Consider the following 14,222-nt stretch of genomic DNA (forward strand, 5'->3'; position numbering starts at 1 on the left):
GCTTCCTCCTTTCAAAAAATTCCCCTTAAGAAATATTACTTATTAATTAGCCAACTTTTGCAATTCAATGTTCAAAAATGTTCGAACGCTACGTGGTAAAAATTTGCGAATTTCTTCCTCGTTAAAACCAATCTGTAATCTTTTTTCATCCAGCATAATTGGGCGACGCAACATTTGTGGATGTTCAATTATTAATTTATAAAATTCATTAAGCGAAAGCGCCTCAATATTTATATTTAATTCCTGAAAAATTTTGGATCTAGTTGAAATAATTTCAGTAGCCCCTTCTTCAGTTAAACGAAGAATTGATTTAAGTTCATCAGCCGTCATAGAATTTGATACGATGTTTTTTTCAATATAATCAATTTGATGCTCCTCAAGCCATGCTTTTGCTTTTCGGCATGAAGCACAGCTTGCTGTTGTATATAGAATCACCATATTTTACACACTCCTTTAATGCTTTTTATCAATTGTACACTTATTTCAAATATGGGTTATAAAAGTGTATTTAAAAAAATTACAGTTTAGAATCAAATTCACGTAATGTTATTTATTCGGCAATGTTTAATTTATCTTAACTATCCGTTTCCTTTTAAAATGATACTTTAATAAAATTAATGTATCTACATTTTACAAATGATGACAAATCACTTCTTAAAACCATACTGTAATTTTAAACTTTACAGTTCTATTAATCAACTGTTAAGTCTTGGATTAATTCTATTACCGTAACAAATCGTTTTCTTTTGTGTGAATGCTCCCATAGTGTTACGCTAACCAATTCTAAATGCATTTTAAAGTACATGTTATTCATTTCTCGCTTACATGTGCAATTATGGAATATATTTAGCATAATAAAAAGTACACACTTTAAAGTATTATAGGTACTAAAAAGTAACATATGAATTTTCTAGTGCAGTTCTGCTTACTTCCCTCTTACATCGGTTATTATGAAATATATTTAGCACAATAAATAGTACGCACTTTAAAGTTTTATAGGCACTAAAAAGAAATATTTTAGTACGAAAACGTATGTGGCCCCAAAACTGAAATCTAAATTCATCAAAGGAGGTTTTTTAATGAAGACATACAATATTCCTGTAGAAGCGACTTTAGAAGTTATTGGTGGAAAGTGGAAAGTTGTTATCCTTTGTCATTTAAAGAAAGGAACAAAAAGAACAAGCGAATTAAAACGTTTAATGCCTGGTATTACACAAAAAATGCTAACACAGCAATTACGTGAACTAGAAGAAGACGATGTAATCCAAAGAAAAATATATGACCAAGTACCACCGAAAGTAGAGTATTCTTTAACTGATTACGGTTCGTCTTTAGGAGCCATACTAGATTCACTTTGCGCTTGGGGAGAAGGTCATCTCGAAAAGAATGGGAACACTTCTATGCTTATTACAGCTGATGAATAATAAAGCGAAACTTTAATCAGTGGGGGGGGTTGTTCATCCCCTACTGATTATTAGCCTTCACCAATCGGGCTTTTACGGGCAGCCCGACCCCACCTAACCTCTTTGCTTTCGCTGAATTTTGAGGTGGGAGTCTTACTGCCCACAAATAGCGGGATAACTGTTCCTACTATATGTGTAAATTCTATCGAAGACATAAAAAACAGGTTGAGGCAATACTTGCCCCAACCTGTTTTTTTATGACCCTTTATAACTTTTTGCCGTAATGACTGTTTCAAATTCAAAGGTTTCTGGCAGATGATCGGCGTAAGAATATTCGAAGGTTCGTCCATCAGTCAAGTAGGCTACTTGTTCGACCCGCATTAGAAAGTCATGATTGGTTAAGTTCATAAATTGCTTTTCCCTATCATCTGGGCGAACTCCCTTGACCCTGACAACGGATGTTCCCACCTCAAGACCAAGTTTATTTTGAATGTGCGAGTATATCGACTCCTCTAAAACTGAAGCTTCAACACCTGGAATGACCGAAATTGGCATCCATGTATGCTCCATAATCGTCGGAATACTGTGAATGATACGGAGGCGAATGATTTTATAGACAAAATCACCGACGGAAATCCTCAATTTTTCAGCAACTATTTCATCAGCACCTACAATTGTAAACTCGATAATTTTACTTTCTACCTCACTGCCGTAAACTGCTTTCGTACCTGTTAAGGTTTGAATCATTCGTGCCTTTTCCTGCTGACGCCAATCTTGAACCACTGTTCCACTTCCGCGCCGGCGAATAATGTAGCCGTCTCTTACTAACAAGTCCAACGCCTTTTTAATAGTAAGAACTGAAACGCCAAATTCTTCAGCAAGGATAGGGCTACTCGGAATTTTTTCGTTGATTTTATATTCAGCGTCTAAAATTTGCTGTTTAATTTTTTGATAAATGCCGAGGTATTTTACTTGAGTTGATCCACTTGCCACTTCCCTACCTCCTTTTATGCTTAACTACCTTCTATTCATTCAAATTTAAAGCTTCAAGTTTGTAAACTGAAGGTGAGGGTGCAGCAAATCCATTTTCCAAGATTTCAATATTCGTTACCGCTTCTTCGTCTTTCACAAGTTTTGGTGCACCATTTACGATTGTTTCATAAGCCGCATCATAGAAACGACCGTAATCACCAAGCGGCGTTTTAATTTGTTTTTCAATCCAGTCACCGTTTGCGTTGCGATATTTAGCAACGCCATAGTACATCGGGGAATCTTCACCAAAGCCCGCACTCTCAGGCATAACACCCGCTTTCAGATCATTTTCCTGCTGATCTTCACCGTATTTAATAAATGATCCGTTTGTTCCATGAACGATAAAGCGTGGATAATCTTTCGCTACAACATGGTTGGTTTTCAGTTTAATTTTCAGCTGATTTCCGTAATGTAGATCAACATCGAAATAGTTATCAACCGCACCTTCCACTTCATTATTACGAATATCGTATGTCACCTTATTCGGACGGCCAAATAGTGAAATCATGCGGTCCATCGTATGAATACCTAAACTGTAGAATGAACCTTCTTCTTTTGGACCTTCGTGAGTGATTGAGCCTGGACGGAAGTAATCAATGTGCGATTCAACCTCAACAATATCACCAAGGAATCCTTGTTCAACAACTTGCTTCACAGCTAAGAAATCACCATCAAAACGACGGTTTTGATAAGGCATAACTACTACACCTTTTTCCCGGCCTAAAGCTAATAATTCTTTAGCATGTTCTACTGTATCGCAAAATGGTTTTTCAACGATAACTGATTTTCCAGCAAGTATAACTTTTTTCGCCAATTCGTAGTGCGTGTGCGCTGGCGTGCAGATCGTCACTACTTGAATTTCTTTGTCATTCAACAATTCGTCCAAATCAGTGGTGAAGTAAACACCTTTTTCCTCATATGGAGCCGCTAATTCTTCATTAATTTGGCGTACAAAAATCGTTTTCACATTTATATTTTTACGTATTTTTACATATGGTAGGTGATAACGGTTAGCTGATTTTCCAAATCCAATAAAGCCCATTGTCAATGTCATGTTCTTCAACTTCCTTGCTCATAAATTTTCGTTTCTACATTTATTATATATTTTTATTATTAAAAGTATATAGTTTTAATTTTATAATTATATATTAAATAAACCTTTTTACTCATTTCTTTACATACTCTTTCAGTTTTATTCTCCATAGCTCTTATAGTTATAGAAATCGCAAAAGCAATTTACATTTTCAGCATGCTGAAAACACCTAAAATATTAAATTAAAAAGCCGGGATAGAAATCATTTCGATTTTCATCCCGACTTTTTACTATTTTTGTGTAATACCAAGCATTAATTATTTTAATTCGCACGTTCTCTTTTTGTCTTTCTTTAAATGACAAAGAATAACTACTTTCCACTTCCCACCGATAACCTCTAAAGTTGCCTCCACAGGAATATTGCATGTCTTCATATAAAGATCTCCTTTAATAATTTCATAAGGCAATTAAGCTAAAACATTTAAATATTACTTTTAAGTATCTATAGCACCTTAAAGTACGTACTTTTTATTGTGTTAAACATGTTTCATAATAGCATACGTAAACAGTACATGAGTAGTACGGCACTAAAAAGTACCTGTATTACTTTTTAGTATCTATATCACTTTAAAGTACGTACTTTTCATTATGTAAAATACATTTCATAATAGCATTTGTAAGAGTTGAGTAAGTAATTCAGTAGTAGAAATTACCTTTGTTACCTTTTAGATACCCATCGTACTTTAAAGTGCTTACTTTTTTTAACTGTTTCAATACTTTTATAATGCATTTTGTCAGACGATGAAATGACATGTATTGATTTTCACATCCATTCACAATGATTAATTAATTTTTAAATACATTTTAGGAGGATATCTTTAATGAGTAATTCACTAAAAGAAAAAATTGGTTTTGGTACAGCACCACTAGGAAATATGTACCGTAATATCCCAGAAGAAGAAGCAATCGCTACAGTGGATGCTGCTTGGGAGAATGGCGTTCGTTACTTTGATACAGCTCCACTTTATGGATCTGGATTAGCGGAGATTCGTCTTGGTGAAGCACTTTCGAAAAGAAATCGTGATGATTACTTTTTAAGTACGAAAGTAGGTCGAACTATTTCGGATGAACTGGAAGATCCATCTGCACGTGATTTAGGTGAAAAAGGCGGACTTTTCGAATTTGGTCGTAAAAATAAAATGATCAATGACTATAGCGCAGATGCAACCCTTCGTTCTATCGAGCAAAGTTTGAAACGTTTAAAAACAGATCGTCTAGACTTTGTTTTCATTCATGATTTAGCACAAGACTTTTATGGCGACGAGTGGATTTCACAATTTGAAACGGCTCGTACAGGAGCATTCCGTACGCTAACACGTTTACGTGAAGAAGGAGTCATTAAAGGTTGGGGACTTGGAGTAAACAAAGTAGAATCAATTGAACTTATGCTTGATTTGGAAGAAGCGAAGCCAAATATCTCCTTGTTAGCTGGTCGTTATTCACTATTAGACCACGAGCGTGCCTTGCAACGAGTAATGCCTGCAGCTGTAAAGCATAATATGGATATTGTTGTTGGTGGCCCATATAGCTCAGGTATTCTTGCTGGAGGTGCTCACTTCGAATATCAAAAGGCATCACCAGAAATTATTGCAAAAGTTGAGAAAATCAAAGCTCTTGCAGATTGTTACGAAATCAGCATCAAGGCTGCTGCATTACAATTTCCACTAGCTAACCCAGCAGTTGCTGCCGTTGTTCCTGGTGCAAGTAAACCTGAACGAATTGTAGAAGACCAAACTGCATTAAACACAGTAATTCCAGCAGCATTCTGGGAAGAAATGCGCGAACAAAAACTAGTAGCACCTAATGCACCACTACCAATCAACGTGAAATAAAGTGAAACTTTAATCAGGGGGCCATCCCCCACTGATTATTTCCCTGCAAATAGCGGGATAAAAAGGAGTGTAATAAATATGGCACATACTACTACATCTATGACAGTTTTTGCTTCACCTGAACAAGTATGGCAATTAATCGGAGGTTTTAACTCCCTTCCAGACTGGTTACCTTATATACCTAGCAGCAAAGTAACTGAAGGTGGACGCGTACGTCATCTAGCTAATCCAGATCGTGATACGATTATAGAGCGCTTAGAAGTATTCAATGATAAGGAACGCTACTACACGTATTCAATAATGAATGCACCATTCCCAGTCACTAATTATCTATCTACAATCCAGGTAAAGAAGGTACTGAAAGTAACACATCGTTAGTAGAGTGGTCTGGTACTTTCACTCCTGTAGGGGTTAGTGATAAAGAGGCAATTAATCTGTTTCATTGCATCTACAGCGATGGGCTGAAAGCATTGCAACAAGCATTTCTAGATTGATCTACTAAAAAACAATGAAAAGCAAAGCGATATTGCAGTGACCCCTGTCAAGTAGACAGTATTTAAAAAGCGCAACTAAGCAACCTGAGTTCTATATTTATATGGACTCAGGTTATTTAATTTCTTTTGAAATCTTTGATGATTATAAAAGTGCATATATTTACGCACGGCAAGTTTGACCTCATTCGCTTTATGGAAGGAGTGTAAATGAAAACACTCTGCCTTAAAGTGACTGAAGAAGTTTTCCATACAAGCATTATCCCAACAGTTGCCTCTTCGAGACATACTTGCCTTCATCTGATATTTTTTAAGTAATTGATTATATTGACGAGATGTATACTGGGACCCTTGATCACTATGTAAAAGGATTCCCTTCACATTTCGTTTTTTCTTTGCCTTTTTCAGTGTATCTAACACAAGTTTCAAGTCGTTTCTACGACTGGTTTCATAGGCAACAATTTCATTATTGTATAAATCCTTAATAGCGGATAAGTACAAGCGCTGTCCATTGAAAATCAAATAGGTAATATCGGTTACCCATTTCTCATTCGGTTTTGAAGCTTGAAACTCCCTATTTAGATGGTTCTCTGAAATCACATAAGCTTCTTTTTTTCCGTAATAAGGTCGTTTTTTCCTAATTACGGCTTTGATACCTAGTTCACGCATCAATCTTTGGATGCGCTTATGATTCAAATAAAGGTTATATGTGGCTTTCAGCCACACTTGTATTCTTCTATATCCATAAATTCCTCTTAATTTTTTATGACACGCCAATATCTTTTTCTTAATTTCGATATCCTCTGATTGTTTTTTTGAAGGCGTCGTATGCCGTTTTATCCATTTGTAGTACCCACTTCTGGTTACACCAGCAATATCGCATAGAATGGTCACTGTATAACCTGTTTTTGTCATTTCATGGATGACTTCGAATTTTTTCGTTTTGGATACGACTTTCATTCCTCCTTTTACATCCCTAAGAGCTTTTTTAACATTTCATTTTCCGCTTCTAATCGTCTGATCTTAGCTTCTGGATCTTCGGGTCTAACCCTTGGTCTACCTAAACCTGGTCCTTTCGCTTTACCGCGTTTTTCTTCTAGTCCTTTGATTCCTTCAGCTTCAAAGTGTTTCACCCAACGACTTACAACCGAGTGATGAATACCTAATTCTTTCGCAATGTTTTTATAACTCATGCCGTCTTTTAAGTATAAATCTATAGCTTGTTTCTTAAATTCTACATCGTAAGTGACTCTAATTTTCCCCATAAAAAATCCCCTCCATAGTAAACAGGGTAATGCGCTTTCTTTTTCCTGTCTACTATAAGGGGATCATATCATATCGCTTTGCTTTTTTATAAAATCCCTTTTAACTTTTCACCAATTAACTTCGCTACATACTCATAGCCTTCTAGTCCAAAATGCAAACCATCTTTTTCTTCATCTTCTACGAATATTTTATAATTTTCTTCCTGAATCATCTCAGCATACAAATTTAGAAAATGGCTCCCGGTTTGCTTCGCTACTTCCTCTACAACTTCTGCATACTGGCCGAGTATTTCATTTGTTCTATTACGTTGTCTTTCTTCATCAACTGGCGCCGGGCTAATAAGTAATACTTTTTCTGGTGAAATCGTGCCTACAATTTTCTCTAAGTTTTCTTTATATGCTTGTAATGGGACTTGAGCAAAAGAAACTGCATCATTCGTACCAAGAAAAACTGTTACAAAGTCTGGTTCATGTGATAATACATCCTCTTCAATCCTTTGTAGTGCATCGAACGTATTATCACCCGCAGCACCTGCATTAACCACTTTCCAATTTGGAAACATCTCATGCAAACGTGGCGTTAACCTTGGCGTTCCACCAAAAAATGTTTCATCAGCTGTAATACTATCTCCGAAGCATACTAAAGTTTTCATAAAGCTAACTCTCCTTTTACGTATGAAACAACTTTCCTTCTATCGCTTTCATATATCTTTCAGCAGAACGTTCAACTGCCTCATTTGCATTTTCTTTTACTACTCGGTGAAAAGCATTATATAAACGATTAAACTGTAACGGTTTCACTCGATTCGCCATTTCCTCAACTTTTCTCGCCGGTAATGGAATTAAGTTTGGATAGCTATACATGAAGCTTACCCACTGCTGATCCGCTACAACTTGAATGATATCACCTGTTAATAAAATACCTTTTCCATCATTTCCTTCTTCCCAATGTAATACAGAACCGCCACTAAAATGTCCTCCGAGACGATGCACTGTTACTCCATCTGCTAATTGTAAAGACTCACCAGTCCAATAAATAATACGACTACTAGGACGCATTACCCACTCTTTATCGTCTTCGTGTATATAAATTGGTACATCGAATGTTTCTGCCCATTCTACTTGTGTTGAATAATAATGCGGATGAGATAATGCAATTGCATCTAATCCGCCAAGCTCTTTTATTTTCGTAATTGTCGTTTCATCTAAATAAGTAATACAGTCCCATAGTAAACGATATGACTCCGTTTTCACTACAAATGCCGTTTGACCGATCGCAAATCCTGGTTTAGTTGTAAAACTATACAGTCCTTTTTCTTCTTCGATAATTTCATTTTCATACGTACCACCAGTTTGCAAGTTTTCTAAACTCGTCCAAGACTGCCCTTTCGGATTAACATATTGTCTCTCCTCATCACAAATAACACAACTTACCGGTTCTTCCACACCCGCCGCATATTGCACGCCACACGTTGTACAAACGAAATTATTCATAGTTATTCTCCTATTCCTTTAATTTTTTATTAAGCTGATATTTGTTGATCGTTTTCTGCTTTTTTATTTTCAAGTGATACGCTTATAAGAGTAACAAAGTAGACAACTGTAACCGCCATAGGAATTACAATAAATCCTTTTTCTGCAAAAAGAATCCCACATACTGACGTTACTAATACAGTTCCTACTGATAAAAAACCATAACTTTTACTTTCATAAATCCATACATATGGTAAAAAATGAACACCTATTAACATCGCTACTACAAAAGGTAACCACTCCGGAAATTGAAAATATGCAAGTAATACAAACGGAATATTCAATACATTTATCCCACCAATTACCCCAGCTAAAGTCCCTAGCGGATTTCCTTTCGCAAACATATCAATTTTTAATATAGCAGCTATCATTAAGCCGAAAGGAAACACACAGCCCATACCAATTAAATATACCCACACAACTTGCTTTTCTGAAAGAAGAACACCAGTTATGCTCGCTACAATCCAAAATAAAAGACCAGCTATTATAACAGGAAATCCCTTCTTCGTTTTTTGTGCTAAATCTCTTTTTGCTTCTGAAATGTTCATTTCTATATCTCCCCCAAAATATAAGTGCTATAATGTCGTCTTATTTTCGCTATCGAACATAATCTCATTCATCCAATAACGCCAAACTACTAAGTAATCTTCTAAATCTTTTGGGTGGTGTCTTAAGCATGTATCAATACGCAAATATAAACCTATTACTATTTCTTCATATAAATCTCGGTCCCTTTTACGAAATGCACATTGTTTCATCACATACTGAATGGTTTCTTTCGTTAAATCTTCTGGTGTTGAACAGAACGCGTAAATTAAATCGTATATAGGATCTCCTAAGACTGGTAAAGGATCTATCACACCGGTTAACTTATTCTTTTGAAATATAAAATTATGGAATCCAAGATCACCATGTAATAAAAACGGCCTATCCATTCCAGTACCTCTTTGTGGACTATTTACAAGTGTAAGAACAAGCTGATCTTCTTCATCACTTATGCACTGCTTCAAATTTTCACGAGCTTCCATTACATTTGTTAATAAAAACTCTGTCCAAGATTGAACCGGACTATCTTTCCATCCCCATCCATCTACCTCTGGAACTATTTCATACGTATTAATTACTTCTTTAACAATTGTACAAAGTGTGCTCCTCTTATACCCAAGTTCGCACGAAGTAGCCCCATCGAGAAAGGAATACACAATATATCTATTTAAAGGTTCCTTATACAAAAGCTTTGAAAATAAAGTATTCCCTTCATAAAAAGAAAGAAAATCAGCTTCTTCACGTATCACTTCTGATTCATTCAGCTTTACAACGTATTTCGCGTCCAACAAATATACTGTACTTGTCGTTCCTCCGTTCAACACTTTCATGCTTTTCGGATAATGTGAAATAACCTTCTCATTAACTAGTTGTTCAGCGATTATTGAAATGTCCATTTCTCCACCCTTAATTTAAAAGACAACTTTACTATTATTTGACAATTTCAAGAGGATTCCTTCCAACATCTTAATATAACAGAAATTAATTTTTAATTTATTAAGACTGCCTCTTTCAAGATTTCATCATATAATTCATTCCATTTATGATATTGCGATGCGATTTCTTCTACTCTAACAAACATCCTTTTATCGGATTCATACTCACCGTCAAACTTATGCACTTCATTAATCTCCATCCGGTAGAACGGCTGATACCCTACTTTTGGATACGGACTATTTTCATTCCAATTTGGATTATCACTATGGTCAACGATAATATATCCAAATAAAGTACATTCTCCTTTTACATAACCTTCTTCCCACGCTTCTCTTTTAAAACATTCTTCTGGTAATTCCCCTTCTTCTATATGCCCACCAGGAAAGTCCCAACCACGCTGCTCATGGTCTATCAGTAAAATCTTATTATTATTATGAAAACAAAAACCGTGAACACTCGTGATTCTTTCGTATTCTGGCAATATACAATCTTTTTTCCACGTTAACTTCACTTTTGATTCCCCATAATTTGCATATATAGTTACCATTTCCCTCACTCCAAATGCTCTTCATTTAATCTAGTAATTTCTATTGAATTATCTCTTTCTTTTAACTTACGAGCCAAACTTTCTACACCAAACACTTCTGTAAATGTGTGACTACCTACAATTAAGTTAATGCCTTTAAATTTCGCATGTTGCACTGTATATAATGTTTTTTCTCCTGTTATGTACGTATCACAACCTTTTTCTAGTGCACGCTCAATAAGGTTTGTATTGTTTCCTGCACCTGTTAATATCGCAATCCGTTTTACTGGCTTATCATGATTTTTCCAACTCTTCACTTTCTCTTCCATTCTCTCTTCAAGTTTTCCAACTAAGTTTGAAAACGGAATCGCTTCTTTATATTCTCCTATTCCCGGTAGCTCTTCTTCCTCATACGTGGAATACTCCAGTATTGTATGTATCCCAATTTCGTTAAATAACGACGTACACGTGCCAAACTTTACAAAATCTAACGGCAAATGAATCCAAAAATGATTCATTTCATATTCTTTTAATTTCTCAATACAAGCCTCTTCCATACCAAATAAAAAACTCCACGGCGCATGATGTGTAAGTATCATATCAACCCCATTTCGATATGCTTCTTCAATTGTTTCTAGCGTCAAATTTGTCGTGTATCCTATTTTGTGAAATTCCTCTTTACTAATATGAGTGAAGCCATACTCGTCATCGCCGTATTTATTAAGATGCTCTTCAAAAAGTGATGTAATATGTTCTTTAAACTGCGTTATATTCATTTTCATTTCCCCTTTCTTCTACTTTTATATTTCAAAAATAAGGAAATACTAAAAATAACGTTACATACATATAGGAGGACAATATGAAACCTGAATTTTTAAAAGCTATACATGATGCAATTGGAACCGTCGAACATATTCATATAGAAGAAAGTGGTGCAGATAGTTTACTCATTCATCACGATGATGCACAGCAATTAAAACAAGTTGCTGAAACGTTAGAACACAACAATTTCCGCTCTACTATAAGAACAACTGGGGATGCTTCGTATATTGAAGTGTTGAACAGATAAAGAGAAACTTTAATCAGTGGGGGTTCATCCCCCACTGATTATTAGCCCTCACCAATCGGGCTTTTACGGGCAGTTGATCCCACACCTAATTTCTTTGCTTGCGCTGAATTTTGAGGTGTGGGTCTTACTGCCCATAAATAGCGGGATAAAGAGAAGTCCCAGCTATGTGCTGGGCTTTATTCTTTTATATTGAAATTTCAAACTCTTTCACATATACCGCTGTTCCCGCAATATGTATTTGTAACTTCTCATTTTCTACATCTTTCGTTACATAAACCGTTACACGACCATTTTTATTCATTTCCTGTCCTTGCTCAACGATTAACTCCAGTTCATGGTCAAAATCTTTCTCCAAATACGTCGCATAATACGCTCCCATTACACCTGAAGCAGTTCCTGTCACTGGATCTTCTATTGTTCCAGAATAAGGTGATGAGAAATGACGACCGTGCATTTTTGCTTCTGCATCATATGTTTCCAAGCAAAGTGGATGGATCGCAACCTTTGGCATTTCTTTTAGCACCGATGGAAATTCATTATTATTAGGTTTCATTCTTTCACATGCATCAATTTTTTTAATAGGTACAATTAAAGTCCAAATACCAGTACTTCCATATACAATTGGTAAATTTCCATCTAAATCATTCACTTCAAGACCAATACTGTGAGCTAATGCCTCTTTGGAACCTGCAAAACTTTGAAACTTAGGTATTGCTTGTCTCATTTTAATAAAAGTTTCCCCATTTTCATTCGCACCTATATGTATTGGTAAAACTCCCGCCTTCGTTTCAATCGTTAACTTATGTTTCCCTCCCAATATTCCTCTTTCATGAAGTGCATATATTGACCCTACTGTCGCATGACCACATAAATCATTTTCATGACCAGGTGTAAAATAGCGAATTCTTATATCTGCTACTTCTGAAGAAAGAACAAAAGCTGTTTCGTTAAATCCAACCTTTTCAGCAATGAGTTGCATTTCCTCTTCCCCTAATCCATCTGCTTCTAATACAATGCCTGCTGGATTTCCCATATTCGGTTTATTACTAAATGCATCATAATGGACTACGTTTACTTTTTTCATTCTCATATCCCCTAATCCTCTTTTAAAATTTTTTTGAAGGTCCAAATCTATTTTGAATGGTTGTAAGATCGTACATTACCACTCCAACTCCCCTAAACCTGGCTCAACAAACTTACCCGAAACATCCTCATTTGAATCCATTACCCAATCATATATATTTTGAGCTCCTTCAGTAGGAGTCATATTCGCATCAAAAGCACCAATGTCAGTCTTTAATTTTCCAGGGTGAATTGCGGTTACACGAATTCCTTTATCCGCAAACTCTTGTTGTAAACAGAGCGTTAACATATTTTGTGCAGCTTTTGCGATCCGGTATGAATATGAGAACTGCCCTTGTGGAAATTCTTTTTTGGCCATTTTATGTAAAGAGCCTAAACGAGATGATACGTTTATAATTCTCGGCTGATTTGATTTAGTTAAAGCTGAATACGTACCTTTTATTGCTCGAATAACACCTAAACAATGAACGTTAAATAGTTCCATTAACTCTTCTGAATTTGTACGTAAAATCTCAGTTTCCTTTCCAGTAATTCCAGCGTTATTAATAACTAGATCAATATGCTCTGTGTACTCTCCAATTTGCTTCTTAACTCGCTCAGTACTCTCATCATCTGTCAAGTCTGCTAATATAGGAAAACATCTCGAGGTAAAAACCTTATTCAATTGTCCTATCGCTTCCTTACTTCTAACTAGTGGATAAACTATATGTCCATTTTCATGAAATACCTTTACTAACTGTAATCCTAATCCTCGATTTCCACCTGTAATAAGTATCCTCATATATTCATCTCCTTATTTTTATAATAAACAAGAAAATCTGCCCACTTACCATTCCCCATAGAAAATGCCTCTCTCATACATTCAAATGAAAAACCAGCTCTTTCTGCAAGACGAACGGATGGCTCATTATCGACATGTATATGTAATTCAATTCTATGAAATTGAAGGCTATTAAAAAATAACGGTAGCACAGCTATTACACTTTCTACTCCGTATCCATTTTTCCAATATTGATTATGAATAGAGTAGCCCATCATCGCCCATTGATAATCCATGCGTAAAATCTTTATAAGCTCTAGCTTTCCAATATTGGCGCCATCTTCTTTCTGAAAAACACCTAGCACATACATTTCATCCCGTCGTGCCGCCTCATCAAACCCTCTTATCCATTCCGTGAACCATTCTTTTGTTGAAGACGACATGTCATGATAGCCATCATCGTATTTATATTGAGATGGTAACCTCTTATTGAATCCATCTAACCAACTTTCATAATCCTCTTTTTGAAATGGACGGATAATCAGCCTCTCTGTCTCTACTTGTAATAGCGGCAGCTTCATTTATATCTCTTCCTTTAATTATTTTATTGAATATTCTTTATTATCTTACACAAAATACAAAATCTAGTAAAT

Annotated in this window: 17 protein-coding genes and 2 pseudogenes; 4 read left to right on the forward strand and 15 right to left on the reverse strand. The window is 35.7% G+C overall.

What is annotated here, in order from left to right; translation table 11 throughout:
• Positions 1-42 precede the first annotated feature (42 nt).
• Complete coding sequence (spxA, locus tag KPL75_RS03355) at positions 43-438, reverse strand: transcriptional regulator SpxA (RefSeq protein ID WP_219919394.1); 396 nt, start codon at positions 436-438, stop codon at positions 43-45.
• Between the two features lie 641 nt (positions 439-1,079).
• Between spxA and KPL75_RS03360 the strand changes: the two genes are divergently transcribed.
• The gene (locus KPL75_RS03360) at positions 1,080-1,424 is read left to right on the forward strand and encodes a winged helix-turn-helix transcriptional regulator (protein ID WP_219919395.1); all 345 of its coding nucleotides are present in this window, start codon (positions 1,080-1,082) and stop codon (positions 1,422-1,424) included.
• A gap of 234 nt (positions 1,425-1,658) precedes the next feature.
• Here the strand turns inward: KPL75_RS03360 and KPL75_RS03365 are convergent, their stop codons facing one another.
• The 3 genes and pseudogenes from KPL75_RS03365 to KPL75_RS03375 form a co-directional block, all read right to left on the reverse strand.
• Entirely contained in the window at positions 1,659-2,396 is a 738-nt protein-coding gene (locus tag KPL75_RS03365) for a GntR family transcriptional regulator (RefSeq protein WP_219919396.1), read from the reverse strand.
• Positions 2,397-2,427: 31 nt separating this feature from the next.
• Complete coding sequence (locus tag KPL75_RS03370; RefSeq protein ID WP_219919397.1) at positions 2,428-3,489, reverse strand: oxidoreductase; 1,062 nt, start codon at positions 3,487-3,489, stop codon at positions 2,428-2,430.
• A gap of 299 nt (positions 3,490-3,788) precedes the next feature.
• Positions 3,789-3,902, reverse strand: a pseudogene (locus KPL75_RS03375) (winged helix-turn-helix transcriptional regulator); the annotation flags it as partial.
• A 447-nt stretch (positions 3,903-4,349) separates the two neighbouring features.
• Here KPL75_RS03375 and KPL75_RS03380 point away from each other — a divergent pair.
• Positions 4,350-5,360 (forward strand): aldo/keto reductase, encoded by a 1,011-nt coding sequence (locus tag KPL75_RS03380; RefSeq protein WP_219919398.1) that lies wholly within the window; start codon positions 4,350-4,352, stop codon positions 5,358-5,360.
• 78 nt (positions 5,361-5,438) lie between these two features.
• Positions 5,439-5,854 (forward strand): annotated as a pseudogene (locus KPL75_RS03385) (SRPBCC family protein).
• Positions 5,855-5,929: 75 nt separating this feature from the next.
• On the opposite strand, the gene KPL75_RS03390 reads toward KPL75_RS03385, so the two are convergent.
• From KPL75_RS03390 to KPL75_RS03425, 8 genes are all read right to left on the reverse strand, one after another.
• Positions 5,930-6,811, reverse strand: a complete 882-nt coding sequence (locus KPL75_RS03390; RefSeq protein ID WP_219917553.1) for an IS3 family transposase — start codon at positions 6,809-6,811, stop codon at positions 5,930-5,932.
• An 8-nt stretch (positions 6,812-6,819) separates the two neighbouring features.
• A complete protein-coding gene (locus KPL75_RS03395) occupies positions 6,820-7,116 on the reverse strand; it encodes a transposase (RefSeq protein WP_016096828.1) in 297 nt (98 codons plus the stop codon).
• Positions 7,117-7,202: 86 nt separating this feature from the next.
• Positions 7,203-7,769: an SGNH/GDSL hydrolase family protein gene (locus KPL75_RS03400; RefSeq protein WP_219919399.1), complete on the reverse strand. Its 567-nt coding sequence runs from the start codon at positions 7,767-7,769 to the stop codon at positions 7,203-7,205.
• Between the two features lie 16 nt (positions 7,770-7,785).
• Positions 7,786-8,610 carry an MBL fold metallo-hydrolase gene (locus tag KPL75_RS03405; RefSeq protein ID WP_219919400.1) on the reverse strand — a complete coding sequence of 275 codons (825 nt, stop codon included), beginning with the start codon at positions 8,608-8,610 and terminating at the stop codon, positions 7,786-7,788.
• Between the two features lie 29 nt (positions 8,611-8,639).
• Positions 8,640-9,197, reverse strand: a complete 558-nt coding sequence (locus KPL75_RS03410) for a DUF7010 family protein (RefSeq protein WP_219919401.1) — start codon at positions 9,195-9,197, stop codon at positions 8,640-8,642.
• 27 nt (positions 9,198-9,224) lie between these two features.
• Positions 9,225-10,091 carry a phosphotransferase gene (locus tag KPL75_RS03415; RefSeq protein ID WP_219919402.1) on the reverse strand — a complete coding sequence of 289 codons (867 nt, stop codon included), beginning with the start codon at positions 10,089-10,091 and terminating at the stop codon, positions 9,225-9,227.
• Positions 10,092-10,183: 92 nt separating this feature from the next.
• Positions 10,184-10,678 carry an NUDIX hydrolase gene (locus tag KPL75_RS03420; RefSeq protein WP_219919403.1) on the reverse strand — a complete coding sequence of 165 codons (495 nt, stop codon included), beginning with the start codon at positions 10,676-10,678 and terminating at the stop codon, positions 10,184-10,186.
• 5 nt (positions 10,679-10,683) lie between these two features.
• Positions 10,684-11,433: a Nif3-like dinuclear metal center hexameric protein gene (locus KPL75_RS03425; protein ID WP_219919404.1), complete on the reverse strand. Its 750-nt coding sequence runs from the start codon at positions 11,431-11,433 to the stop codon at positions 10,684-10,686.
• Between the two features lie 83 nt (positions 11,434-11,516).
• Between KPL75_RS03425 and KPL75_RS03430 the strand changes: the two genes are divergently transcribed.
• Positions 11,517-11,726 carry a hypothetical protein gene (locus KPL75_RS03430; protein WP_219919405.1) on the forward strand — a complete coding sequence of 70 codons (210 nt, stop codon included), beginning with the start codon at positions 11,517-11,519 and terminating at the stop codon, positions 11,724-11,726.
• Between the two features lie 184 nt (positions 11,727-11,910).
• Here the strand turns inward: KPL75_RS03430 and KPL75_RS03435 are convergent, their stop codons facing one another.
• The 3 genes from KPL75_RS03435 to KPL75_RS03445 form a co-directional block, all read right to left on the reverse strand.
• Positions 11,911-12,810: a PhzF family phenazine biosynthesis isomerase gene (locus KPL75_RS03435; RefSeq protein ID WP_219919406.1), complete on the reverse strand. Its 900-nt coding sequence runs from the start codon at positions 12,808-12,810 to the stop codon at positions 11,911-11,913.
• Positions 12,811-12,885: 75 nt separating this feature from the next.
• Positions 12,886-13,590 carry an SDR family oxidoreductase gene (locus KPL75_RS03440; protein WP_219919407.1) on the reverse strand — a complete coding sequence of 235 codons (705 nt, stop codon included), beginning with the start codon at positions 13,588-13,590 and terminating at the stop codon, positions 12,886-12,888.
• Positions 13,587-14,150, reverse strand: a complete 564-nt coding sequence (locus KPL75_RS03445; RefSeq protein ID WP_219919408.1) for a GNAT family N-acetyltransferase — start codon at positions 14,148-14,150, stop codon at positions 13,587-13,589. The genes KPL75_RS03440 and KPL75_RS03445 overlap by 4 nt, the downstream gene beginning before the upstream one ends.
• Positions 14,151-14,222 lie beyond the last annotated feature (72 nt).

The sequence above is a fragment of the Bacillus sp. NP247 genome, assembly GCF_018966865.1.
Classification (GTDB): domain Bacteria; phylum Bacillota; class Bacilli; order Bacillales; family Bacillaceae_G; genus Bacillus_A.

Coding starts and splice junctions, on each gene's coding strand:
- spxA (WP_219919394.1), bottom strand. CDS start 438: ATGGTGATTCTATATACAACAGCAAGCTGTGCTTCATGCCGAAAAGCA.
- KPL75_RS03360 (WP_219919395.1), top strand. CDS start 1,080: ATGAAGACATACAATATTCCTGTAGAAGCGACTTTAGAAGTTATTGGT.
- KPL75_RS03370 (WP_219919397.1), bottom strand. CDS start 3,489: ATGACATTGACAATGGGCTTTATTGGATTTGGAAAATCAGCTAACCGT.
- KPL75_RS03380 (WP_219919398.1), top strand. CDS start 4,350: ATGAGTAATTCACTAAAAGAAAAAATTGGTTTTGGTACAGCACCACTA.
- KPL75_RS03390 (WP_219917553.1), bottom strand. CDS start 6,811: ATGAAAGTCGTATCCAAAACGAAAAAATTCGAAGTCATCCATGAAATG.
- KPL75_RS03395 (WP_016096828.1), bottom strand. CDS start 7,116: ATGGGGAAAATTAGAGTCACTTACGATGTAGAATTTAAGAAACAAGCT.
- KPL75_RS03400 (WP_219919399.1), bottom strand. CDS start 7,769: ATGAAAACTTTAGTATGCTTCGGAGATAGTATTACAGCTGATGAAACA.
- KPL75_RS03405 (WP_219919400.1), bottom strand. CDS start 8,610: ATGAATAATTTCGTTTGTACAACGTGTGGCGTGCAATATGCGGCGGGT.
- KPL75_RS03410 (WP_219919401.1), bottom strand. CDS start 9,197: ATGAACATTTCAGAAGCAAAAAGAGATTTAGCACAAAAAACGAAGAAG.
- KPL75_RS03415 (WP_219919402.1), bottom strand. CDS start 10,091: ATGGACATTTCAATAATCGCTGAACAACTAGTTAATGAGAAGGTTATT.
- KPL75_RS03420 (WP_219919403.1), bottom strand. CDS start 10,678: ATGGTAACTATATATGCAAATTATGGGGAATCAAAAGTGAAGTTAACG.
- KPL75_RS03425 (WP_219919404.1), bottom strand. CDS start 11,433: ATGAATATAACGCAGTTTAAAGAACATATTACATCACTTTTTGAAGAG.
- KPL75_RS03430 (WP_219919405.1), top strand. CDS start 11,517: ATGAAACCTGAATTTTTAAAAGCTATACATGATGCAATTGGAACCGTC.
- KPL75_RS03435 (WP_219919406.1), bottom strand. CDS start 12,810: ATGAAAAAAGTAAACGTAGTCCATTATGATGCATTTAGTAATAAACCG.
- KPL75_RS03440 (WP_219919407.1), bottom strand. CDS start 13,590: ATGAGGATACTTATTACAGGTGGAAATCGAGGATTAGGATTACAGTTA.
- KPL75_RS03445 (WP_219919408.1), bottom strand. CDS start 14,150: ATGAAGCTGCCGCTATTACAAGTAGAGACAGAGAGGCTGATTATCCGT.